25 protein-coding genes are annotated in these 22,414 nt (G+C 59.8%); 12 read left to right on the top strand and 13 right to left on the bottom strand.

All coding sequences use genetic code 11. The features are described 5' to 3' along the window. The first annotated feature begins 39 nt into the window (after positions 1 to 39). Positions 40 to 933: a LysR family transcriptional regulator gene (locus IAG25_RS22905; protein ID WP_222946624.1), complete on the top strand. Its 894-nt coding sequence runs from the start codon at positions 40 to 42 to the stop codon at positions 931 to 933. On the opposite strand, the gene IAG25_RS22900 is transcribed toward IAG25_RS22905, so the two are convergent. Further along, positions 906 to 1,616, bottom strand: coding sequence for a GNAT family N-acetyltransferase (locus tag IAG25_RS22900; protein WP_187606888.1), 711 nt, complete (start codon positions 1,614 to 1,616; stop codon positions 906 to 908). The genes IAG25_RS22905 and IAG25_RS22900 overlap by 28 nt on opposite strands. 96 nt (positions 1,617 to 1,712) lie before the next feature. On the opposite strand from IAG25_RS22900, the gene IAG25_RS22895 reads away from it, so the two are divergent. Beyond that, complete coding sequence (locus tag IAG25_RS22895) at positions 1,713 to 2,690, top strand: GlxA family transcriptional regulator (protein ID WP_187606887.1); 978 nt, start codon at positions 1,713 to 1,715, stop codon at positions 2,688 to 2,690. 5 nt (positions 2,691 to 2,695) lie between these two features. Here IAG25_RS22895 and IAG25_RS22890 read toward each other — a convergent pair whose 3' ends face one another. Then, entirely contained in the window at positions 2,696 to 3,397 is a 702-nt protein-coding gene (locus IAG25_RS22890) for an SDR family NAD(P)-dependent oxidoreductase (RefSeq protein ID WP_187606886.1), read from the bottom strand. A 196-nt stretch (positions 3,398 to 3,593) separates the two neighbouring features. Here IAG25_RS22890 and IAG25_RS22885 point away from each other — a divergent pair, with 196 nt between their 5' ends. Further along, a complete protein-coding gene (locus IAG25_RS22885) occupies positions 3,594 to 4,583 on the top strand; it encodes a molybdopterin-dependent oxidoreductase (RefSeq protein WP_187606885.1) in 990 nt (329 codons plus the stop codon). A 488-nt stretch (positions 4,584 to 5,071) separates the two neighbouring features. Here the strand turns inward: IAG25_RS22885 and IAG25_RS22880 are convergent, their stop codons facing one another. From IAG25_RS22880 to IAG25_RS22845, 8 genes are all read right to left on the bottom strand, one after another. Then, the gene (locus IAG25_RS22880; RefSeq protein WP_035511913.1) at positions 5,072 to 5,329 is read right to left on the bottom strand and encodes a hypothetical protein; all 258 of its coding nucleotides are present in this window, start codon (positions 5,327 to 5,329) and stop codon (positions 5,072 to 5,074) included. Positions 5,330 to 5,373: 44 nt separating this feature from the next. Then, the gene (locus tag IAG25_RS22875) at positions 5,374 to 5,631 is read right to left on the bottom strand and encodes a hypothetical protein (protein WP_187606884.1); all 258 of its coding nucleotides are present in this window, start codon (positions 5,629 to 5,631) and stop codon (positions 5,374 to 5,376) included. Positions 5,632 to 5,675: 44 nt separating this feature from the next. Beyond that, the gene (locus tag IAG25_RS22870) at positions 5,676 to 5,933 is read right to left on the bottom strand and encodes a hypothetical protein (protein WP_035511911.1); all 258 of its coding nucleotides are present in this window, start codon (positions 5,931 to 5,933) and stop codon (positions 5,676 to 5,678) included. Positions 5,934 to 6,386: 453 nt separating this feature from the next. Beyond that, positions 6,387 to 6,644: a hypothetical protein gene (locus IAG25_RS22865; RefSeq protein ID WP_187606883.1), complete on the bottom strand. Its 258-nt coding sequence runs from the start codon at positions 6,642 to 6,644 to the stop codon at positions 6,387 to 6,389. A 481-nt stretch (positions 6,645 to 7,125) separates the two neighbouring features. Next, positions 7,126 to 7,383 carry a hypothetical protein gene (locus IAG25_RS22860; protein ID WP_187606882.1) on the bottom strand — a complete coding sequence of 86 codons (258 nt, stop codon included), beginning with the start codon at positions 7,381 to 7,383 and terminating at the stop codon, positions 7,126 to 7,128. A 40-nt stretch (positions 7,384 to 7,423) separates the two neighbouring features. Beyond that, on the bottom strand, positions 7,424 to 7,681 hold the full coding sequence (locus IAG25_RS22855) for a hypothetical protein (protein WP_187606881.1): 258 nt from the start codon (positions 7,679 to 7,681) through the stop codon (positions 7,424 to 7,426). Between the two features lie 44 nt (positions 7,682 to 7,725). Then, on the bottom strand, positions 7,726 to 7,983 hold the full coding sequence (locus IAG25_RS22850; protein ID WP_035511911.1) for a hypothetical protein: 258 nt from the start codon (positions 7,981 to 7,983) through the stop codon (positions 7,726 to 7,728). A 330-nt stretch (positions 7,984 to 8,313) separates the two neighbouring features. Continuing rightward, complete coding sequence (locus tag IAG25_RS22845; RefSeq protein WP_187606880.1) at positions 8,314 to 10,140, bottom strand: alpha/beta fold hydrolase; 1,827 nt, start codon at positions 10,138 to 10,140, stop codon at positions 8,314 to 8,316. Between the two features lie 456 nt (positions 10,141 to 10,596). Here IAG25_RS22845 and IAG25_RS22840 point away from each other — a divergent pair, with 456 nt between their 5' ends. From IAG25_RS22840 to IAG25_RS22815, 6 genes are all read left to right on the top strand, one after another. Then, positions 10,597 to 11,670, top strand: coding sequence for a M4 family metallopeptidase (locus IAG25_RS22840; protein WP_187606879.1), 1,074 nt, complete (start codon positions 10,597 to 10,599; stop codon positions 11,668 to 11,670). A gap of 95 nt (positions 11,671 to 11,765) precedes the next feature. Beyond that, positions 11,766 to 12,068 (top strand): protealysin inhibitor emfourin, encoded by a 303-nt coding sequence (locus IAG25_RS22835; protein WP_187606878.1) that lies wholly within the window; start codon positions 11,766 to 11,768, stop codon positions 12,066 to 12,068. A 447-nt stretch (positions 12,069 to 12,515) separates the two neighbouring features. Next, positions 12,516 to 13,280, top strand: coding sequence for a helix-turn-helix transcriptional regulator (locus tag IAG25_RS22830; RefSeq protein ID WP_255503864.1), 765 nt, complete (start codon positions 12,516 to 12,518; stop codon positions 13,278 to 13,280). Between the two features lie 217 nt (positions 13,281 to 13,497). Beyond that, positions 13,498 to 14,184, top strand: a complete 687-nt coding sequence (locus IAG25_RS22825) for a response regulator (protein ID WP_187606876.1) — start codon at positions 13,498 to 13,500, stop codon at positions 14,182 to 14,184. A gap of 80 nt (positions 14,185 to 14,264) precedes the next feature. Further along, positions 14,265 to 14,591, top strand: coding sequence for an HdeA/HdeB family chaperone (locus IAG25_RS22820; protein ID WP_187606875.1), 327 nt, complete (start codon positions 14,265 to 14,267; stop codon positions 14,589 to 14,591). 232 nt (positions 14,592 to 14,823) lie between these two features. Beyond that, complete coding sequence (locus tag IAG25_RS22815) at positions 14,824 to 15,264, top strand: cupin domain-containing protein (RefSeq protein ID WP_035508847.1); 441 nt, start codon at positions 14,824 to 14,826, stop codon at positions 15,262 to 15,264. Positions 15,265 to 15,275: 11 nt separating this feature from the next. Here IAG25_RS22815 and IAG25_RS22810 read toward each other — a convergent pair whose 3' ends face one another. Further along, complete coding sequence (locus IAG25_RS22810) at positions 15,276 to 15,644, bottom strand: DUF2784 domain-containing protein (protein ID WP_187607125.1); 369 nt, start codon at positions 15,642 to 15,644, stop codon at positions 15,276 to 15,278. A gap of 181 nt (positions 15,645 to 15,825) precedes the next feature. Here IAG25_RS22810 and IAG25_RS22805 point away from each other — a divergent pair, with 181 nt between their 5' ends. The 3 genes from IAG25_RS22805 (at position 15,826) to IAG25_RS22795 (ending at position 19,583) form a co-directional block, all read left to right on the top strand. Beyond that, positions 15,826 to 16,782 (top strand): GlxA family transcriptional regulator, encoded by a 957-nt coding sequence (locus IAG25_RS22805; RefSeq protein ID WP_238294924.1) that lies wholly within the window; start codon positions 15,826 to 15,828, stop codon positions 16,780 to 16,782. A gap of 142 nt (positions 16,783 to 16,924) precedes the next feature. Next, positions 16,925 to 18,136, top strand: a complete 1,212-nt coding sequence (locus IAG25_RS22800; RefSeq protein WP_187606873.1) for a M24 family metallopeptidase — start codon at positions 16,925 to 16,927, stop codon at positions 18,134 to 18,136. A gap of 79 nt (positions 18,137 to 18,215) precedes the next feature. Further along, positions 18,216 to 19,583 (top strand): MFS transporter, encoded by a 1,368-nt coding sequence (locus IAG25_RS22795; protein WP_255503863.1) that lies wholly within the window; start codon positions 18,216 to 18,218, stop codon positions 19,581 to 19,583. 8 nt (positions 19,584 to 19,591) lie between these two features. On the opposite strand, the gene IAG25_RS22790 is transcribed toward IAG25_RS22795, so the two are convergent. Together IAG25_RS22790 and IAG25_RS22785 are read right to left on the bottom strand one after the other, a co-directional pair. Next, positions 19,592 to 20,533, bottom strand: a complete 942-nt coding sequence (locus IAG25_RS22790) for an SGNH/GDSL hydrolase family protein (RefSeq protein ID WP_255503862.1) — start codon at positions 20,531 to 20,533, stop codon at positions 19,592 to 19,594. A 49-nt stretch (positions 20,534 to 20,582) separates the two neighbouring features. Beyond that, on the bottom strand, positions 20,583 to 22,400 hold the full coding sequence (locus tag IAG25_RS22785) for a right-handed parallel beta-helix repeat-containing protein (RefSeq protein WP_187606871.1): 1,818 nt from the start codon (positions 22,398 to 22,400) through the stop codon (positions 20,583 to 20,585). Positions 22,401 to 22,414: the final 14 nt, after the last annotated feature.

The raw sequence follows: 22,414 nt of genomic DNA, 5'->3' as shown, positions 1-22,414 counted from the left end.
AGCGCGACCAGCGCAGCCGCCGCGCGCGCGCCCGGCGCGCTGGACCACATGAGCGGCATGGTCGTCTTCACGCGCGCGGCGGAAACGCTGAGCTTCGCGGAAGCGGGGCGGCAACTCGGGCTTTCGGCATCGGCGATCGGCAAGGCTGTCGCGCGGCTGGAAACGCGCGTCGGCGTGCGGCTCTTTCATCGCAGCACGCGCAGCGTGCGTCTCACGCCCGAGGGCGAACTATTTCTCGCGCGTTGCCAGCGCATTCTCGGCGAGATCGAAGAGGCCGAATCCGAACTGGCGATATCGCGCGCGAAGCCGATGGGCCGCCTGCGCGTGAGCATTCCGCTCGTCGGCACGCTGCTGATGCCGGTGCTGTCGGCGTTCATGCACGCGTATCCCGAAGTGCAGCTCGATATCGATTTCAGCGACCGTCTCGTCGATGTCATCGACGATGGTTTCGATGTCGTGCTGCGCACCGGCGACGCAATCGATTCGCAACTCACGATGCGCACGCTCGGGCATTACACGCATCTGATCGTCGGCTCGCCGGATTATCTCGAAGCGCGCGGCGTGCCCGCGACGCCCGAGATGCTCGGCGCGCACGCGTGCCTTCAGCATCGCTTCTCGCGCACGGGACGTCTCAGGCGCTGGACCTTCGTGCGCGATGGCGCGCCCTTCGACGTGGAACTTCCGTCGACGGCCATCGCGAGCGCGGTCGAGCCGCTCATCGCGCTGGCGGAGCAGGGCCTGGGTCTTACCAGCGTGCCCGACTATGCCGTGCGCGCGCAACTCGCGGATGGCTCGCTCGTCGCCGTCCTGCGCGATTTCACGGCGGACCGCATTCCGTTTCGCGCGCTCTGGCCGTCAGGGCGCATGACGCCGCCGAAGGTGCGCGTGTTCGTCGACTTCCTGCATCAACACCTGTTTCCGGATTCGGCCTGACTGATCTGCGTGAGCGCGAACGCGTGACGCAATTCGAAGCCGAGCCGTTCATACAGGGCGATGGCGCTCTCGTTGTGACTGAACACGTGCAGAAACGGCGTTTCGCCGCGTAGCCCGATTTCCTTGCGCAGGATGTTCATCAGCCGGCCGGCGAGACCGCGTCCGCGACAGCGTTCGTCGACACATACCGCGCTGATCTCGACATGACCTTCGATGGCCATGCGTTCGCCCGCCATCGCGATGAGTTCTCCCCGCTCGCGAATTCCGATGTAGTGACCCATCTCGCGCGTGCGCTTGCCGAACGGGCCCGGCTTGGTGCGTTGCACGAGCGCGAGCATGTCGTCGACATCGGCGGGGCCGAGGTCGATCACGTCGCTGTCGTCGATGCTTTGCGTGAAGCGCTGCATCGCGACCATCTGATGAATCGTGCCGACGCGCTTCGCCTGCAAGGTATCGATGGCCGCGACCGTATCCGCCGACAGCATGGCGACCTGCTCGCCGGGCTGCAACAGCGCGTGCAGCGCGCGCCACGCGTCCGGCGTTTCCGACGCGACCGCCGCGAAAGGCGCGACGTCCGGATGAAAGCGCCGCGCGAGCGTGTCGCCCAGGCCGAGATGCGCCTGTCTCGTCGTCAGCGCGGTCCAGATCGGGCGGTCGAGTGCCGTTTGCATCGGAAGGCTCATGTCTGCTCCGTGTAATGAATCGGATAACCGTCACTCTAGACAGATCGACGCGTCGCGGCTATTGTCGGAAATGACACTTTTAGAATCATTTACGCCATGCGCACGACAGTTCTCGCCCTCGACGGCGTATTCGATACGGCGCTGTCCGCTGTGCTCGACGCCTTCACCACCGCGAACGAGCTGGCGGAGATGCTGGAGCCGGGCGTCGGTCCGCGCTTCGAGATCGAACTGATCGGCGTGCGGCGCGACGTGCGCACCGCGCTCGGCATGCGCGTGCCGGTCAAATCCGCGAGCGCGATGGCGCGGCCCGACTGGCTGATCGTGCCTGCGCCCGCGACCAAGATGCCCGCTCAACTGCTGCCGGCGCTCGCCCGCCGCGACGTGAAAGACGCCATGCAGTTGCTCGCGGAAAATCACGCGGACGGCGTGAAGATCGCGGCGGCGTGTATCGGCACGTTCGTGCTGGCGGAATCCGGCTTGCTCGACGGTCACGAGGCCACCACGAGCTGGTGGCTCGCGCCGTTGTTCCGACAGCGCTATCCCGACGTGCGCCTCGACAGCGGACGCATGGTCGTGCCATCGGGCGAATTCGCGACGGCGGGCGCCGCGATGGGCCATCTCGATCTCGCGCTCTGGCTGATGAATCAGGCGAGTCCCGCGCTGGCCGCGACGGTGGCGCGTTACCTGATCGTGGACGCGCGTCCTTCGCAGGCGCCTTACATGATTCCGGATCATCTGGCGCGCGCCGACCCGCTGGTCGAGCGCTTCGAGCGTTGGGCACGCGGGCGGCTCGCGCAGGGTTTTTCGCTCGACGCCGCCGCGCACGCGCTCGCGACGAGTACGCGCACCTTGCAGCGGCGCATCGAGGCGGTGCTCGGCAAGTCGCCGCTGTCGTATTTCCAGGATCTTCGCGTGGAGCGGGCGGTGCATCTGCTGCGTTCGAGCCGGCTCGATATCGAGGCCATCGCCGCCGAGGTCGGCTATGTCGACGGCGCGACGTTGCGCACGCTGTTGCGGCGGCGGCTCGGGCGCGGGGTGAAGCAGATACGGGCGGGCGGCGCTGACGAGACCTGAGGCGCTCAGAACTTTTCCACCCACGGCCGCAGCTCGATTTCCCAGGCCCACGCGCTGCGTTGCTGGCGCAGCACATCGATATAGGTCTGCGCGATGGCGTCGGGGTCGAGCGTGCTGTCCGGCGCGTCGGGCGGATCGGCGCGTTGATCGGAGCGCACGCCGCCGTCGATGACGAAATGCGCGACGTGAATCCCCTTCGGCGCGAGTTCCCGCGCGGCGCTCTGCGCGAGGCCGCGCAACGCGAACTTGCCCATCGCGAACGGCGCGGACAGCGCGAATCCCTTGACGCCCGCGGTCGCGCCCGTCAGCAGGATCGCGCCTTTGGCCGCCGGGATCATGCGTCGCGCCGCCTGCTGCACCGCGTGGAACGCGCCGAACGCCGAGACGGCGACAGCCTGTTCGACCGCCGCGGCGTCGAGTTCCGCGATGGGCCCGCGAACGCGCCCGCTCGCGTTGTAGATGACGATTTCCGGCGCGCCGATGCGCGCATCGGTTTCGGCGAAGAGCGCGGCCGTCTGGTCGGCATCGGATGCATCGACGGGCAGCGCGATTGCGCCGGTTTCATCGACGAGCGCCGACAGCTTGTCGACGTTGCGCGCCGCGATGACGACCGGAATATTCTCGGCGCGCAGACGCCGGGTCAGAGAACCGCTGATGCCGCTTCCGGCACCGATGATGAGGGCGCTGCGGTAAGGAAGAGTGCTCATGGCTTCACGCTCGGAAGGATGACGAAGCCGATGATAACCGTGCGCTGAAATCGGCGCGCGACCGGGGGAGGCCGCATGACAGAGCGCGCCGTGCCCCTAGTCGCTACCACGCATTGCCAATTGCCTGAAATTCTGCGAACGTCGCTCGCTGTATTCATGCCGATATAACGTGTCCGATATTTCAGGGAGCTGACCGATGGGATTTTCACGTGACGTAAAGCGTCTGGCCGCGCTGCTGTGTTCGCTGGCGCTGCTGCCGATTGCGGCAACCTCGTGTGGTGGCGGCGACGACAACGGCACCTCGTCGCAGACTGTTTTGTCGGTGTCGGGCGACGTGACGGCATCGACGAATTTCACGCTTGCACAGGTCCAGGCGCTACCGGCCAGCACGCAGACGGTTTCGTTCGGCAGTGGCACCGGTCAGCAAACCCACGTCTATACCGGCGCGAGTCTGTGGACCTTGCTGAACCAGGTCGGCATCGTGACCAACCCGGCCGTGCACAACGACGTGCTCGCGAAATACGTGGTGGCGACCGGCAGCGACAACTACCGCGCGCTGTTCGCGATGGGCGAGTTGAGCCCGGACTTCGGCAATCGCGGCAATCAGGTGGTCTACGCCGAGACGGTGAACGGCGTCAGCGCCGCGCTCACATCGACGGATGGTCCGCTGCGTGTGACCGCGCCGGGCGACGTCAAGGGCGGACGCTACGTTTCCAATCTCGTGAAGCTGCAAGTCGGCACGGCGGTTTCTCAGGTCACGGCGAGCGGCGGCGGAACCACCACGCAATTCCAGTTGAGCGGAGCGGTGGCGCATCCGGCAACCTTCGACATGGCCGCCCTGCAGGCGCTGCCTGCCGTCACGCGGACCATCGGCGCGAATACCTATACGGGTGTGAGTTTGTGGAACCTGATCGACGCGGCGGGCGTTCAGACCAGTGCGACGGCCAAGAACGACCTGCTGGGCTTCTATGTGATCGCGACTGGCAGCGATGGTTATCGCGTGGTGATTTCGCTTGCGGAGTTATCGCCGGATTTCGGCAATCAGCCGGATATCGTCGCCTATGCGATGAACGGTGCGGCATTGCCCGGAACCGGCTTTGCCCGGCTCGTGATTCCGGCTGACAGCAAGGCGGGGCGCTACGTGTCGAATCTGGTGGCGCTGGAAGTGGTGTCTGCGCCGAGGTGATTTGCGCGGGAACCGGTGTCTTTCAGGCTAGTTGCTTGCCGATGATCTCTTCGCGCCGGCACCGAAGCGTGAGGAGAGGTTCGTTGCGCTCGCAGCTACATATGCGAGGGCTGTGCCAGGCAGAGTTGGAAGCTCGACCGAATCGCTCTAATGCGTTGATTTTTAATAGAAAAATAATTTGATCTTCGCCTTTATGAGGCGACTTCGCGCTGAAGACGCCGGACTAGATGTTGGTCGAAGAAAAACATAAGGACATGATCTGTCGGTGTTAGGCGAACAGGCACGGAGGAAGGCAAACCGCGGCGCGTAGAGGGACCCGATGAAAGCGTGAACTCGCTTTCTTAAGAATCGACGGTGCGGGATAATAATTCGGAAACCGAATTATTTACAATGCGATGCGGACACTCGAGTAGAGCGTCGCAGTGGGGAAGAAACGAGAAAAAGGGAGAAGGAAATCGTTCCTTCTCCCTTGGATGAAGCGATTCGTCTTATACCTTCACGCCTTCGAGCAGGCTGCCGACCGACGACAGCGACTTCGTGACGTTGGTCAGATCGACGTTCGTGTGCGTCGAGGCATCCACTTGCGTCACCGGGGCGACGTTGGTTTGCGGGCTGGCGAAGGCGAAGCCGCTGATGGAGTTGGCGTTGATGCCGTTGTTCTGGAAGATGCTTGCACCGCCGACGATGGCGCCCATTTCAGCGCGGCCGAGTTCTTTGCTGACTGCGAGGTTGTCGATCTTCAACATGATGGTTCTCCGAATGAGTGTGTGGTTTGGGATGAGACGAGTTATCAGACCGCGACGCCGCCGAGCAGGCTGCCGACCGACGAGAGCGACTTGGTGATGTTCTTCACGTCGACGTCGGTGTGTTGCGAGGCATCGACCTGCGTCACGGGAGCGACGTTGGTCTGCGGGCTGGCGAAGGCGAAGCCACTGATGGAGTTGGCGTTGATGCCGTTGTTCTGGAAGATGCTCGCGCCGCCAACGATGGCGCCCATTTCAGCGCGGCCGAGTTCTTTGCTGACTGCGAGGTTGTCGATCTTCAACATGATGGTTCTCCGGATGAGTGTGTGGTTTGGGATGAGACGAGTTATCAGACCGCGACGCCGCCGAGCAGGCTGCCGATGGACGAGAGCGACTTGGTGATGTTCTTCACGTCGACGTCGGTGTGTTGCGAGGCATCGACTTGCGTCACGGGAGCGACGTTGGTTTGCGGGCTGGCGAAAGCGAAGCCGCTGATGGAGTTGGCGTTGATGCCGTTGTTCTGGAAGATGCTTGCACCGCCGACGATGGCGCCCATTTCAGCACGGCCGAGTTCTTTGCTGACTGCGAGGTTTTCGATCTTCAACATGATGGTTCTCCTGGACTGGGTGGGTTGGTTGAGCATTAATCGTTGCGCTCGCAGCTACATATGCGAGGGCTGTGCCAGGCGGCGTTGGAAGCTCGGCCACATCGCGATAATCCGTTGATTTTTAATAGAAAAATAATTTCAGATCCGATTCGCGAGGTGATTTAGACTCGACGGCTCGGGACTAGCTGTCGGTCGCAGAAAAACAGTTAGGCACGATCAGTCGGTGTGTAGCGAACAGGCGCTATGAAGCCGAACCGCGGTGCATAGAGCGACCGGATGAGCGCGCAAGCTGCAAGAGATGTTTTCGTCGAAATCGACAGCGCGGGATAATAATTCGGAACCCGAATTATTTATAACGTGATGTGGACACTCGCGTAGAGCGTCGCAGGGGAGCAGAAACGAGAAAAAGGGAGAAGGAAATCGTTCCTTCTCCCTTGAATGAAGCTGTGTGTCTTACACCTTCACGCCTTCGAGCAGGCTGCCGACCGACGACAGCGACTTCGTGACGTTGGTCAGATCGACGTTCGTGTGCGTCGAAGCATCCACTTGCGTCACCGGGGCGACATTGGTTTGCGGGCTGGCGAACGCGAAGCCACTCACCGAGTTGTAGTTGACGCCGTTGTTCTGGAAGATGCTCGCGCCGCCGACGATGGCGCCCATTTCAGCGCGGCCGAGTTCTTTGCTAACTGCGAGGTTTTCGATCTTCAGCATGATGTGTCTCCTGGGACTGTGTGGTTGGATGAGAGCACCAATCGTTGCGCTCGCATATCTATATGCGAGGGGCGTGCCAGCAAGATATGGAAGATCTGTTCGGTTAATCCAACTCGTTGAAAACGAAGGCAAATAAATGTTCGATGAGAAATGCGCGAGCGATTGGCGAAGTATCGGCCCGATCGATTCGTCGGATAGCGGAAGACACATCGCCGGAACGTGTCGGCGTGGGACTGACAACTCGATCGACGGCTACAGAATCGATTCGGTCATGTTCCGGCGCATGTAGACGCAGAAACGCAGCACCGAATGCGCGCGCACGAGCTTCCAGGCGATTGCCCTTAGGACGAGAATTTGGAGCGAGGACGGCCGCGTGAATCCGCGCGTTGCGCGCGAGGGCCTGCAAATCGATGACGAAGCGGAAATGCGAAGAGAGGGAGAAGGAAACGTCGTGGTTCCTTCTCCCTTCGAGGGTCGATGCTTACACCTTCACGCCGCCGAGCAGGCTGCCGACCGCGTCGAGCGACTTCGTGACGTTGGTCAGATCGACATTCGTGTGCGTCGAAGCATCCACTTGCGTCACCGGCGCGACGTTGGTTTGCGGGCTGGCGAAGGCGAAGCCGCTCACCGAGTTGTAGTTGACGCCGTTGTTCTGGAAGATGCTTGCGCCGCCAACGATAGCGCCCATTTCAGCGCGGCCGAGTTCTTTGCTCACTGCGAGGTTGTCGATCTTCAACATGATGTCTCTCCTGATAACTTGAATGAATGATTGAGTGGCTTTAGACCTTCACGCCGCCGAGCAGGCTGCCGACCGCGTCGAGCGACTTCGTGACGTTGGTCAGATCGACGTTCGTGTGCGTCGATGCATCCACTTGCGTCACGGGAGCGACGTTGGTTTGCGGGCTGGCGAAAGCGAAGCCGCTGATCGAGTTGGCGTTGATGCCGTTGTTCTGGAAGATGCTCGCGCCGCCGACGATAGCGCCCATTTCGGCACGGTCGAGTTCTTTGCTGACTGCGAGGTTGTCGAGTTTCAACATGATGGTTCTCCGAATGAGTGTGTGGTTTGGGATGAGATGAGTTATCAGACCGCGACGCCGCCGAGCAGGCTGCCGATCGAGGAAAGCGACTTGGTGATGTTCTTCACGTCGACGTCGGTGTGTTGCGAGGCATCGACTTGCGTCACGGGAGCGACGTTGGTTTGCGGGCTGGCGAAAGCGAAGCCGCTGATGGAGTTGGCGTTGATGCCGTTGTTCTGGAAGATGCTTGCACCGCCGACGATGGCGCCCATTTCAGCGCGGCCGAGTTCTTTGCTGACTGCGAGGTTTTCGATCTTCAACATGATGGTTCTCCTGGACTGGGTGGGTTGGTTGAGCATTAATCGTTGCGCTCGCAGCTACATATGCGAGGGCTGTGCCAGGAGGGGCTAGAAGATCTGTTCGGTTAATCTAACCGGCTGATTAAGCGAGGGAAATTTAGACATCGACGCGACTTGGCGTCGATTCGACACCGGAGATTCGGCGTCAACGTGTCGGCGGTCTAAAAACAGATCGGGGATGTGTGTTGGTGTCGGACGAACATCGTCACGAACCGAGGCGTCTTGTCTTCGATACGGACCCGCGCCCGGCGAAAGCGGGCCGCGTTCCGTATCGAAGACGACGTAGGGATCAACTCAAAGTTGCTGAGATACGCCGAGCGGCGCAATGGCTTCCATCACCGGCGCGCTGGCCGGCTGCAGATCGCGAATGAAGGTCTCGGACAACGCAATCACGCTGGCCAGCGCGCGCGTGTCGTAGAGCGCGTGATCGACATCCCTGCAAACAGCGGCCTTCACTCTCGTCGTTCGCGAGAGCTTCTTCCCGTGCCTGCCGAAATGGGCGTTGAGCTGGTCGAGCCCTTCGTCACCTGCGCCGTACACGAGCAGCGTGCGCACGCCCTTGCGTTCGAGCGCATGAACGACGCTGTGCGGATCGGTCAGCGAGTGATTGCCGCCGGTATGCGCCTCTTTCTTGCGGGTCACACCGAGCATCTGCGATTGCAGTCGCGCTGCGGCATTCGATGCAAACGCCTTCACAATCGGCTTGAGCCTGCGTTGACCGCTCAGCACGAGCCACCATTTCTTCGGCTTCAGAATGGCCGGCCCGAGACGCGCCATCGTGTTGCGCCGCTGGTTCCTGAGTTCTTGCAGCGTCAGCCGCTCAGGGATGTAGAAGCGCTGCAGATTCACGGCGATCACGGCCGCGATAGCCGGCTCGACGAGCGAAGCGCGCAACGCGCTATACGCCCCCGAGCAGATTCCGAACGCGACGACGTTATCGTAGCCCTTGCGCTTGAGCCATGCGCCCGCCGTCGCGACATCTTCGATCGTGCTTTCCGCATGGATCGATGCGGTCGTGTCCAGCGTTCCATCCGGCGAGCGCGCGGGGCTATCGCCGATGCCGCGCGCGTCGAAGCGCAACGATGCAATGCCGCGTTGCGCCATTTCCCGCGCGATGCGCACGGACAAACGGCTGTCGCCTTGATGCACGCTCCCTGCCGTATTGGTGATGACGATCACGGGTCCGCCCGCGAGCCTGTCGCGCGGCTCGCACAAGATGCCGAAAAGCCCGGCCGCGCCGAAGATCACCGGGCGCTCGATGGCTTCCGGCGTTTCGATGATCGCATCGTCGCTCATGCTCGGCCGCGACGCCTTTCTCATGCGGTCCGGCATGGCATCGCCGAGTTCGTCTTCGGCCATGCTTTGCGCTATCCATTGCGCGGTCCGCTTGAGCGTTTTTTCCGGCAAGGTAGACGATGCTGTCTCCTGCATGAATTCGAAATAGTCGTCGAAGCTTTCCGCTTGCACTTCGACGCCTCGATCGCGCAATGCAGTGCATAGCGACTGGCTTGCGCCGGGCCGTAGATCGGCCACGAACACGCGCTTGGGCATCGCGCGATGCCGGCTTATGGACTTGCCGAGATCGAGCGCGCCAAGGCGGCTGCGGAACGCTTCGCTATAGACTTGCCCGAGCACATGAAAGGGCGAATCGATCTGTCCTGCTCGCACGTCCATGGGAAGATTCTCGACCCACGTCTTTCGCAAAGCCGTCAATTCGCGCAGATAGTGACGCCCGTTGATCACGGGTGCGAGCAGCGCGAGCGAATCCACTAGCGGATGTTGCGATGCCAGCGCCGCCAATGTCCCGCCAAGACGCAAGCCGCACAACGTGACCTTGGTCACGCCGGCGTCGTGCCGCAAACGTTCGATCGCCGCGCCGATATCCGCGACAAACTCGTCGAGCCGATCGCTTTCGTGATCGATGCCGACTGAATCGCCCGTTGCGAGATAGTCGAAACGCAGGACCGGAATATCCCGCCGGGAAAGCTCCTCGGCGAGATAGCGCATGGCCTTGTGTCCCCAAGCCTCTTCGTGCCCGAAGGGATTGCACAGCACGACGCCGTGGCTTCCCTGACCGACATGAAGCCACCCGAAACGGCCTCCGAAAACGATCGGCGTCATGCGTCGCCTCCGCTTTCGAAATTACCGACGCACGCATGCATCTTTCGGTAAAACGCGACGCTGGCAACGTCACGCATCCCTGAGCCGCTTAATTCTTTAGTAAGGTCGCGCATTTTCTTGAGTTTCTCATTGCACGTTTTGCAAGGATTTAACATCCTTTCCATTCTTCAGTTCGGTGCGGTGGCCAACAAATTGATGATTTGGGTAAACCTTTAGTGGAGACAGCGCGTTCGGCCGCCGGGTGCCGTTCTCGATGGCCCGAACGGGAGGATGGACACTTCAATCGCGTTCAATCGAAACCTTAGTACGCCTATATTAGATTCGAATAACGCGCATGAAGCGGTTCACGAGAACGCGTTCGGTAAAAGCGCCCGCATTGACTATTCGGTGTCATCGTCTAGATTTTTCGTCGTAGCCGCGTCACCAATCCAACTCGTTTCTAACAAGGACAGGATCATGTGCAATCAACTGAAGCCGGGACGTCCTCATTCGATCTACTGCATTCTGCCGCCGCATATGCTGGAGAACATTGCAAAACATGGTGATGCGAAACAGCGCGAGATTGCCATCGACACCTTGTCGAAGGACCACACGATGCGGCATTTCCGTGCGGTGCAGGCAGCGCTCGCACCGCGCCGCGCCGCGCCGATGCCCACGGCTGCCACACCTTCGGCAAACAGGACCATCTACACGGCGAACCATACGGAGACGCTGCCGGGCACGGTTGTTCGCGCCGAAGGCGGCAAGCCCGTGAAAGACGAGGCCGTCGACGAGGCCTACGACGGGCTAGGCGCGACCTTCGAGTTTTATCTCGAAGTGTTCCATCGCAATTCGATCGACGATGCCGGCTTACCGCTCATCGGCACGGTTCATTTCGGAACCGACTACGACAATGCGTTCTGGAATTCACAGCAGATGGTCTTCGGCGATGGCGACGGTGAACTCTTTAACCGCTTTACGATTGCGCTGGATGTCATCGGTCATGAATTGACGCATGGCGTGACGGAGCACACGGCCGGCCTTAACTACATGACGCAGGCGGGTGCGTTGAACGAGTCGGTGTCGGATGTATTCGGTTCGCTTATCAAGCAATATGCGCTCAAACAGACGGCCGACAAGGCAGACTGGCTCATCGGAGCAGGATTGCTCGCCAAGGGCGTAAAAGGCGTCGCGCTGCGCTCGATGAAAGATCCCGGCACTGCCTACGACGATCCGCGCCTCGGCAAGGATCCGCAGCCGGACAACATGAGCCACTACGTTCGCACGACGCAGGATAACGGCGGCGTGCATATCAATTCGGGCATTCCAAACAAGGCGTTCTGTGTGGCTGCGCTCGAAATCGGCGGACATGCGTGGGAGAAGGCCGGACGAATCTGGTATGAGACCCTGACCGACTCGCATCTCAAGCCGACGGCGACCTTCAAGACGTTCGCGAAGCTGACGCTGTCAACCGCGAGCAGGCTTTATGGCGCGAGCAGCGCGGAGTCGGCGGCGGTGAAGAAAGGATGGACCGAAGTCGGTGTATTGTGACGTGTGCAAGGGTCCGTGTGCTTGCGGGACTCTATGTCGGCGCGATACTGCTCTGCATGGGCTGCGCCTTGCATCAATCGTCACGGGAGCCTTCGATGCATGCGGAACTGACGACGGATGGCGGATTCGCTGCGATTCCGGGACTTGCACGGCCAGTCGTTCTGGACGAACACGATCTGTCGCCGGAAGACAGCGCCGAATTCGCTCGCCTCGTCGCCGCCGCGCGTGACGAGGCAAGCGTGCCCGGTCCGCGCGCCGCGAAGCCGGTGCCGGACGGCCGCACGTATCGAATCAACATCGAGGGCGGCGACGCACTGCGGCTCCAGGCAGCGGACCCATCCATTCCTCCCGCCTTCGCTGCCTTGATGAATTTCGTGAAAGGGCATGGTCATCGTTGAAGAGCAGTCGTTCGCTAACGCTCCGCGACGCGATGTGCAATGCATCGGAGGGCTCGCTGCTTTATATCGCGCGACGCGTATTCGATCAAAAGCGACATGCCATACTGAACGTTCGTTCGATTTTTTCGCAGGGCGTCACGACACGCATGATCGTTTGATTTCGAATCAAGAAATTGTGCCGAAATCGTCGTGAATCACGGGCCAAAACGACAAGACGACCTACGTCGAGCTTCCTAACATAGCGCCACTCGAATCACTGGTATTCAAGTGGGCTTACAAGCTTGCACCTGAATATTCATTCGATCGCGCGAACGACACGACGTAAATCAGCGGTGAATCATCGCCCAAAAATGTTCGCGCCTGGTGCCTTCCAGCGCTCAGAAGGCAACCTTGCTCCTGGCTTCTTGAGCGCGATCCGAGCATCGTTTTCAAGGCATGAGCATCCGTATGAATCCGCGAGACTTTGCAGATGTCCTTCCTTTCTCCAACTGTGTGCGCGCGGCAGGCACCGACGATTTCGGCGATAGCCTGATCAACGCGCTGGCCGGAATCGTCGAGATCGAGCATTGCGTGATCGTCAATGTCAAGCCGCGTCACGCGGAGATATCGGCGCTTGCCAGCCGGCGCTCCCGTGGTGTCGCCACGCGCCTGACCGAAGCTTATGTAGGCGGCCGCTATCGTGAGGATCCGCTGGTGCGTGAGTTCGCTTGCGCCGAAGCGATGGCCGCGACACATCCGGTCATGCCCGCGGTGCGTTCGATGATGTTGAATCGCGAATCGAATGCCGAATACTACGAGCGGTTCTTTATCGAACCCGGCATCGCGGACAAGCTCTCGGTGATCGCGCCCGGACCCGGTTACACGGCGTTTCTCAGCGTCTATCGGTCTACGGCGATGGGGTGCTTCACAGACCGCGATAAAGCCTGCGTTGCTGCCTTTGCGGACTTTCTCGCCGCGCTCGCCTCCACACACGCGAGACTGAGCGCGACGCCGAACGTGCCGCGCGAAGTCTCGATCAAATGGCACACAGCGCTGTCGGAGCGCGAGCGATCCGTCGCGAAACTTCTGGGGCAGGGCGAGACCGCGAAAACCGTGGGCGCGATACTCGCGCTCTCTCCGGCGAGCGTCATTACCTACAAGCAGCGGGCGCTCGCGAAGCTCGGCATCGGCACGCAGCGCGAACTCGTTGCACTGACTGCCTTGCTCGGCTAGCGGGCGAATGATTGTTGTCCTGTTTCGTGAGGACAGACATGCGATCGCCTGGACTCTAAACTGCACTTGCTCGACTGATCATCGTTGACCGGAATCAGTCGGAATGAACCGCCGGAACACCATCCATATCGATTCGGAATCCGTAATAAAAGTCAGTGACGGTGTGCCTGCATTTTTCAACGAACTGCGACGAACAATTTCCACAAGAAGGGACATCATGCGCGTGTTACTGGTTGAAGATGATCTGCAAATGGGGCAGGCCCTGTTCCGGGCCTTGAAGGACGATGGCTACCGCGTCGACTGGGTCCGCGAGGCGCGAGCGGGCCGTCTCGCCATCGACGCGGCCTATTACGCGGTCGTATTGCTCGACCTCGGCCTTTTATGCGGTGGCGGTCTCGAGTTGCTGAGGGCATCGCGGGAATCGGGCAACAAGGTGCCGATGCTGACATTCACCGCATGCAACGACCCGGAAACGCGCGTGCGCAGTCTCGATGTCGGCGCGGACGATTGCGTGCTCAAACCCTTCGATGTGCGCGAGGTGCTCGCGCGAATTCGCGCGGTTCTGCGTCGTCAGGCTGGCTATGCAACGTCGTGCATCGGCGATGAAGAACTGAGCCTCGATCTCGACCGCCGCACGCTCTGGCGCGAGGGCGTCGCGTCGCCATTGTCCGCGCGGGAATTCGCGTTGATGCATGCGCTTCTCGAACGGCCCGAAGCGATTCTTTCCCGCGCGCAACTCGAAGAACGCATCTATGGCTGGGGCAACGAAGTGGAAAGCAATGCGCTCGACGTGCTGATCCACTCGATGCGCAAGCGCTTCGGGCGCGCACTGATTCGCAATGTGCGCGGTATCGGCTGGACGCTGCTGGGCTCTGGCCATGTACGCGCAGCACAGCTCGCTTGAATAATTCTCGGCTAACTCTGCATTACTAAGATGTGCTTGTAGTTTGAAGAAACCCCAATCATCCATACAAGGAATGTCTTATGAAGCCTGCCAAAATTCTGCTTGCCCTGATCTGTGTTTGCGCCGCCGGCGCCGCCAGCGCGAAGGAAATAAAGGTCGCCCCAGCGAAAATGACGTGTGCGGATTTCGTGCAGGTCGATGAAGCGTATCAACCCGCGCTCGTCTACTGGGTAGCTGGTGTCGACAAGCTCGGCGTGAAGGAAACGGAGACCACGGTGATCGATACGGCTCAGCCGGTGGGCGCGACCGTTGCGGAAGCGTGCAAGCTGGATCCCAAGACGAAGTTCATGTCGAAGGTCCGTTCGATGGTCAAGGCAAATCAGATCGCGCTCTTCGATCATCACTGAGAACGCGCGCGCTTTTGTCATACAAGGAACACCTTTTCCGTTTGCGATTGCCCGAGACGCGGTATGATCAATAAACATTACAGAATGTAATGTGATCGCTGAACGAATTTCTTGCGAATTTGTCTGCACATAGACGACACATCAGGCGATGCAAAGCACTGGTGAACACGCAAGGCACAGCAGCTTCTCGCTTGGTTCATGACCGATCATCAGCAACCGTAAAGGAGCCTTCATGACAACGCCCGTTTTCGAGTCCGTGCGTCTGGATGACGTATTGCTCGAACCAGACCCGATCGACCCGGCATGGGTCCTCGAAGGAAGTCCAGTCGCGCGCAGCGGCAGGTGGTCTCAAAGTCTCGACACCACGACAACTTCCTGGGTCTGGGATTGCACCGCCGGCCGCTTCAACTGGTACTTCGAAGAAGACGAGACGATCTATGTGATCGAAGGCGAAGTCATCATCACCGCTGAAGGCCAGGAACCACGTACATTGCGCGCGGGGCACGCAGCGTTGTTCTACGCGGGTACGCGCTCCGAGTGGCACGTTCCCCGGTATGTGCGCAAGCATGCGATCCTGCGTCCGCATATCACGAAGCCGGTATTGCTCGCCCTCAAGGTGAGCCGCAAGCTCCAGGGCAAACCGGACGGCTATCTTCCGCGCACGACGGTCTGAATCGCGATCCGTCACAAGTATGGCGGAATGCGGCGCCACGTCATCGCCACGGCGAGGAAGAAAACGACGTAGGCGAGCGTGAACACCCAGACCGGCAAATCGAAATACAGGCAGGCGCCGACCCAGCGCTGCACGAACCGTTGCGCGCCCGTCTCCCCGGCGCGCAACTGATCTTCCAGAACGGTGAGCGGGCAGGGAAGTCCGACGACAGCGAGCGTCGCGACGATACCGATAGCCGCGATGTGCGCCCTTCGAAACGCGCGGTTTCGAACCCACTTGCAATTCGTCGCAGCGCCCACCCAGATAGCGATCAATCCGCCGACGATGAAAAGCACGATCAGCGCGTGCAGCACGAGAATCGCGTTGGCAAGCCAGATCATTTTCAAGTTGCGCTTCGTTTCCCGCTATGAGTGGTAGCGTTTGAGCCTCTGATCTTATCCCATGCGAATAGCCTTCTATAAAATGGAGCGATATTGAGTCACGCGATAAGTAATGCCTCTGATGCCATCCACGACCAATTTCGCTAGAACGACAAGGCAACCGCATTCTGGCATGCACGACATGCGTGTCATGCGAATTGGCTTTCTGCTTCTGGAAAACTTCTCGCTGATCGCGCTCGGCACGGCTGTCGATCCGTTGCGCATTGCCAATATGCTCGTCGAGCGTGTGGTCTACGAGTACACGCTGATCGGCGCGAACGGTGACGTCGTGCGTTCGAGCGACGGCATCCGCGTGATCCCCGATGTCTCGATGCCGGAGGCGGGTGACTTCGACGCGGTGTTCGTCGTCGGACCGAATCCGATTCCACGCAAGGGCGTTGGCGCGATCATGGACTGGCTCCGCTTGCAGGCACGTCGCGGCAGCGCGCTCGGCGGTCTCGATACGGGCAGCTATTTTCTCGCGCGCGCGGGGCTGCTCAATGGATATCGCTGCACGATTCACTGGGAGGACCAGGACACGCTGCTGGAGCAGTTTCCGAAGCTCACCGTGTCGAATCGGCTCTACGAGGTGGATCGTGATCGATACACATGCAGCGGCGGCGTCGCGCCGCTCGATCTGATGGTGCATTTGCTCGCGCTTCCACCGGGCAGTCCCGCGCTTGCGGCGCGCGTGCTCGAATTGCTCGTCGCAGAGAGGCGCGGTCATGAAGAGCGACAGGTGACGTCGCTCAGGCAATACATCGGCGATGCACACGCGAAACTCGACGAAGCACTGCAGGTCATGGAAAGCAATATCGAAGAGACGCTCAGCATCGCGGAAATCGCGGCATTCGTGAAGGTCTCTCAACGTCAACTCGAGCGATGGTTCCAGGAGCGCTTCGACAAGACACCGGCGCAGGCTTACCTCGAAATACGCCTTCTGCGCGCGCGTCAATTGCTTTATAGAACCGCGCGCACGCTTGAAGAAGTTTGCACGCGCACCGGCTTCACATCGCTCACTCATTTCTCTACGCGCTACAAGGCTCAGTTCGGCATCTCGCCGATAGCCGATCGCCGGCGGTATCAAAAGTCCCTTTAAAAGCGGCGTACAGGCGCGCCGTTCATGGTTAACCCTCGATGTCGAAAATGAGAATTTTGACGTCGAATCGGGAAATATTCGAAACCACCACGCTCCTACCATTCACTCACACCGACGGACTTTTCACCCAGGAGCTGAGTGCATGAAAATGGAGAACCTCATCCGCATCGAGAACGGCGATAAAGCGAAGCACACGTTCTCCGACGCCGAATACGCGAATCGCTACGGCAGGCTGCGCGAACTGATGGCCCGCGAACACATCGACGCTGTCCTGTTCACGTCGTATCACAACATCAACTACTACGCTGACTTTCTGTATTGCTCGTTCGGGCGCAAATACGGTCTTGTCGTGACACCGAAGAAAGCCGTGTCGATTTCAGCGAACATCGACGGTGGCCAGCCGTGGCGCCGCACCGTGGGCGACTACAACGTCGTCTATACGGACTGGCAACGCGATAACTTTTTCCGCGCCGTGCAAGGAGAAATCGAAAACAAGGGACGCGTGGGTGTCGAGTTCGATCAGCTTCCGGTCGAGATGTTATCGAAGCTCAAGGCCGCGCTGCCATCGGTGGAATTCGTCGATATCGGCGTGCAGACGATGCGCATGCGCATGATCAAGTCGGCGGAAGAAATCGATGTCATCAAGCATGGTGCGAATGTGTGCGATGCCGGCGGTGCGGCGCTCGCACAGGCCGTTCGCGAGGGCGTGCCCGAGCACGAAGTGGCGCTTGCATCGACGCAGGCGATGGTGCGCGAGATCGCCCGCCGCTTTCCCGATTCGGAACTCATGGATACCTGGACCTGGTTTCAATCCGGCATCAACACCGACGGCGCGCACAATCCCGTCACCACGCGCAAGGTCGAAAAAGGCGACATCCTCAGCCTCAATTGCTTTTCGATGATCGCGGGATATTACACGGCGCTCGAACGCACGATGTTCTTCGATCACTGCTCCGACGCTCATCTGCGCCTGTGGAAGATCAACGTGGAGGTCCATGAGGCGGGGCTCGAGCTCATCAAGCCGGGCGCGCGATGCTGCGATATCGCAAACGAGCTCAACAAGATTTACGCCGAATACGGCGTGCTGCAATACCGCACGTTCGGATACGGTCACTCGTTTGGCGTGCTTTCGCATTACTACGGGCGCGAAGCGGGGCTCGAACTGCGCGAGGACATCGACACTGTGCTCGAACCAAACATGGTCGTCTCGATGGAGCCCATGATCATGCTGCCGCAAGGTCTGCCCGGTGAGGGCGGTTATCGCGAACACGACATCCTCGTCGTCGGCGAGAAGGGCGCGACCAACATCACGGGCTTTCCTTACGGACCCGAGCACAACATCATCGCTGCCTGAGCGGGCACTGCACGAACCGGCGACGGTGTCGTTGCCGGAGCGCACGAAGCAATCGCATCATCACGTCCGGAGACATTCGATGAACACGGAAAGAGCGGTAACCGCGCAGGTTGCGTTGCCCGAGGTGTTGGATAAGGAAAGCACGCAAGTCGATCCGAAGCTATTGAAGCGTGCCGCGTGCGCGAGCTTCATCGGCAATTTCGTCGAGTGGTTCGACTACGCATCTTATGGCTATCTGGCGACGATCCTTGCCGTCGTGTTCTTCCCGAAGACCGACGGCGCAACGGGTTTGCTCGCCGCCTACGGCGTATTCGCGATCTCGTTCATCGTGCGGCCGATCGGCGGCATCGTGTGGGGCCACGTCGGCGACAGGATAGGCAGACGCACTTCACTGTCCTTGTCGATTCTCATCATGTCGTGTTCGACTTTCGTGATCGCGCTGTTGCCGACCTATGCGCAGGTCGGCATGCTCGCGCCGGTTCTGCTGCTTCTGGTGCGCGTGGTGCAGGGGTTTTCGGCTTCGGGTGAATATGCGGGCGCGGCCGCATTCCTCGCCGAATACGCGCCGGACAAGCGGCGCGGCTTCTATACAAGCATTGTTCCGGCCAGCACGGCTGCGGGTCTTTTATTCGGTTCGATTCTCGTCGCGCTCATGCATGCCGCGCTCACGAGCGAACAATTGCACTCTTTCGGCTGGCGTCTGCCGTTTCTGCTGGCCGCGCCATTTGGCCTGATCGGGCGGTATATCCGCGTCAAGCTGGAAGATACGCCGCGCTTCAAGGCTATGGAGCAAAATCATCATGGCGCGCAGACGCCGATAGCCGAATTGCTGTCGAAACATCGTGGGCGGATGCTGATTGCCTTTGGCGTGACCTGTCTCAATGCAGTGGCGTTTTATCTTGTGCTGAGCTATATGCCGACGTATCTCTCTACAGAAATGGGAATGAGCGAGACGGCCTCGTTCATGGCGGCGACCATTTCCCTTGCGACGTATATCGGCCTGATCTTCGTGATGGGCGCGATATCCGATCGCGTGGGACGCAAGTCGATGCTTATCGGCGCATCGATTCTGTTCGCCGTATTGACGGTGCCGCTTTTCAAGGGCTTGGCGGGCGCGAGCTTCGCGATGATCGTCGCGATCCAGATTGCGTTCGGCGTGCTGCTCACGATGAACGACGGCACGCTGCCGTGCTTTTTGTCGGAGATCTTCCCGACTCGCGTGCGTTATAGCGGCTTCGCATTTTGCTTCAATGCGGCGAATGCGCTCTTTGGCGGCACGGCGCCGCTCGTCGCGACATGGCTCATCGGCGTCACGGGCAACAGGCTGGCGCCGGCGTGGTATCTCGTGGGGCAGCGGGTGTCGCGCTCGTTGCGATGCTCGCAAGCCGCGAGACTTCGAACGCGCCGCTGGCGGATGAGTGACGGCGGCGAGAAGCGTATGCGGTAGCTCGGGTACTACCAGTTCCTGGACGAAATGAAAGACTTCAACTGCGCGGCGACGATGCCGTATCCGGCATCGTTGAGATGGACCGTGTCCGAGCGCAAGGAAGTCGGCGGGATATTGTTCATATGGTCCATGACATCCTGAGGAAGGTTCGGATCGTACGAATTGACCAGAACAGTCTCGATGTCGACGAAATTGTCGGGATATGCCGCTTTCAATTCGGCATTGATCTGGTCGATGTGTTGCGCGCCAAGGGCGCCGGCATACTCGTAGCTGAACTCGCCTTTTATGACCGACAGTACGGCAAAATGCGCGCTGGAAGGCTTGAGCCACTGCACGGTAGCTTTGACATCGGCGACGACGGTTGCAACGTCGTCGTAGTTGTTTCGACCGATCCATATGATGGCAGTCCATGCATCATAGCCGTCCGAATCGGCGAGGAACGCGGAAGCCGGAGAACACGAGACTGCCTGGCCGGGTGCGTCACGAGTGAATGTGTAGATCTCGCTCGTGGAAGGTGGACCACCGACGGCCGTACGTTGCAGCACCCCGTGAGCCGAACAGAGGCTTCCGGACTTGCTGCGCGTGGTGTCGTCGGCGGGTGTCGATAACAGATCGATAGACAAGCTGGTGACGCTGACTGCAGTGGCGCTCGCCGGGACAGCGTTTCCGTCGAGCGTCATTGCCGACGGCAGCGCACCGATCCGAGACGCTATTTGCGTCGATGTCTGACCTCCAATGCCGAGATTCGCAAAGGGCCTGTCATTCAACATTCCAGAAAGCACAGCAGGATATCCCCCATTACTCGATCCGACTCCTTCCGTCAGGCTATCGCCGATAGCAACCAGATTTGGTGAAGACGTCGTGGGTGCCTTGACGGCCTGTGCAACGTCTGATGAAGAAGATCCGCCGCCGCAAGCGTTCAGCAAAAGACCGGCGGCGATCGCTGCCATGATTGACTGCGCACGGTTCATCGTCTTTCCCTGGTTTGTCGGTGTCAATTCAATTGGTGCATGTGTTGCCGCTGGCGAATTCAGGGCAGCCGCTGCGCACCATCGTGTTATTTTGAAAAACGTTGTATTTCGGCGCTCCCACGTTGTCGATCAGTATGTCTTTGAGATGCAGATACTTGCTATAAACACTTCCGGTATACGGGACGGCCTCCAACCCGCGCATAAAGGGCCCGTCGGGATCGCGGACCGCAGCTGCCTGCCAGGTGAGACCCCGGTCATCTATCTCGATTGCCGGATTGCTGTCGATGAATACATTGTCGGAAACTACGTTGTCTCTGCCACCGCCCACAAAGACTGCGTGGGTAACGCGAACGAACTCGTTCGCCAAAACATACGTTCCGCTGATTTGATCGTCGAGATAGACGCCCCGCACATCCCGGGAAGGTGTTCCGATGTCATGGAGATGGTTATCGCGTATAACATTGCCGCGCTGAGTCCAGTCCTGACCCATGTAGACTGCACCGGCGTCGCTCGAGTCCTGAACCACGTTGTATATTTCATTGGATGCGAGCGTATGGTCGTTGCCCTCTAGTTTGACGGCCATATGCGGTGCGTCGTGAATGCGGTTTCCGGTCGCGATGTTTCCAACGCCCGACAATTGAATTCCGGGGCGATACGTATAATTCCAAAGGCTGAAGTTGTAGATGTCGTTACCGGAGACGGTTGATTCGCCCGGTGCCAGACTCGTCCGATCTCCCGCTGTTATGTACACCCCGCCGTCGCCCACGTCGTGGATGCTGCAATTCTTAACCTGGATCCGGTTTCCTGAGGCGTCGATGGCGCGTCCACCGATGTTGTGAATCGTCGAGTTGATCACGCGGATGTTATCCGAGTTCGTGATCACGATCGCCGGGCCACGAGACAATTCGAAATCAAGGCCGTTCAGTTCAACGTCGCTTGCGCCGTCCAGTGTCATCAATGATTCGGCATTCGATATCTCAGTGCCCGAGATATCGTTGGAGGGCGGCCAGAAAAGAATACGCCGGCCCTTGACATCCAGGACCCAATCACCCGGAGCCGTCAGTTGGGAAGGAACATTTTCCAGGAAAAATCGTCCGCCGATCTGGACTGGAAGAGACGGAGCCGCGCCGAGCACGATACGGCTCCCGCTGCTGTTTGCCGCAACCACCGGCAGTGCCTCCATGGCCCAATCATAGGAAAGGTAGCCTGCCGCAAATAGGGTTATCTCACTTGTGAATCGACCGGGAGGTGTGGGCGTGACATAGACCGTGTCAGGTTCACCGGCATTCGCGGAAGTGATGGTGGCATAGTCAGTCCGCGGCCAGCGCGCCAGGCGCATTCGCGCGCCCTTGAAGTAGAGGTCCGTGTTCGTCACGGTGGCTGGATTGTTCCAGCCATGCGCCTCCAGATCATGAAGTCCGGAAGGGCTTGCCGAGAAATCGAAGACACGAATAGCCGACCTCGCAGCAGCCGGAACGTCCGTTACCTCGCCCGACTTCAGAGAGCGTGATTGAGTAATCTCTTTACCACCGCTGATTCGTACCGCACCAGCATTGATGGCATAGATTCGCAAAGGAGGGAGCGGCGGTCCCGACGCGTTTTGCGCGATCCGGATGGGCGCTGCAATCCGATATACGCCGTCCATGACCGCAATGGACACAGTCGCTGGCGCTTTGGAGTTGTAATACTGACTTGCTCTTTTTATCGCTTCTCCGATATCCGCGAGCGGGCCGTTTGAAGTACCAAGTGCGGTGCTTAGGCCAGAAGACTTGTTGTTCCCGTGCTCCGCGACATACAACGTCGTACCGTAGCCGTGTCTTACACTCAACAGAAAAAGTGCAAGCATCAGCCATCTCACGC

The organism is Caballeronia sp. EK, from assembly GCF_014384845.1.
Classification (GTDB): domain Bacteria; phylum Pseudomonadota; class Gammaproteobacteria; order Burkholderiales; family Burkholderiaceae; genus Caballeronia; species Caballeronia jiangsuensis.
Note: the sequence above shows the minus strand (reverse complement) of the source record. Positions and strands in the feature narration are given on the sequence as shown.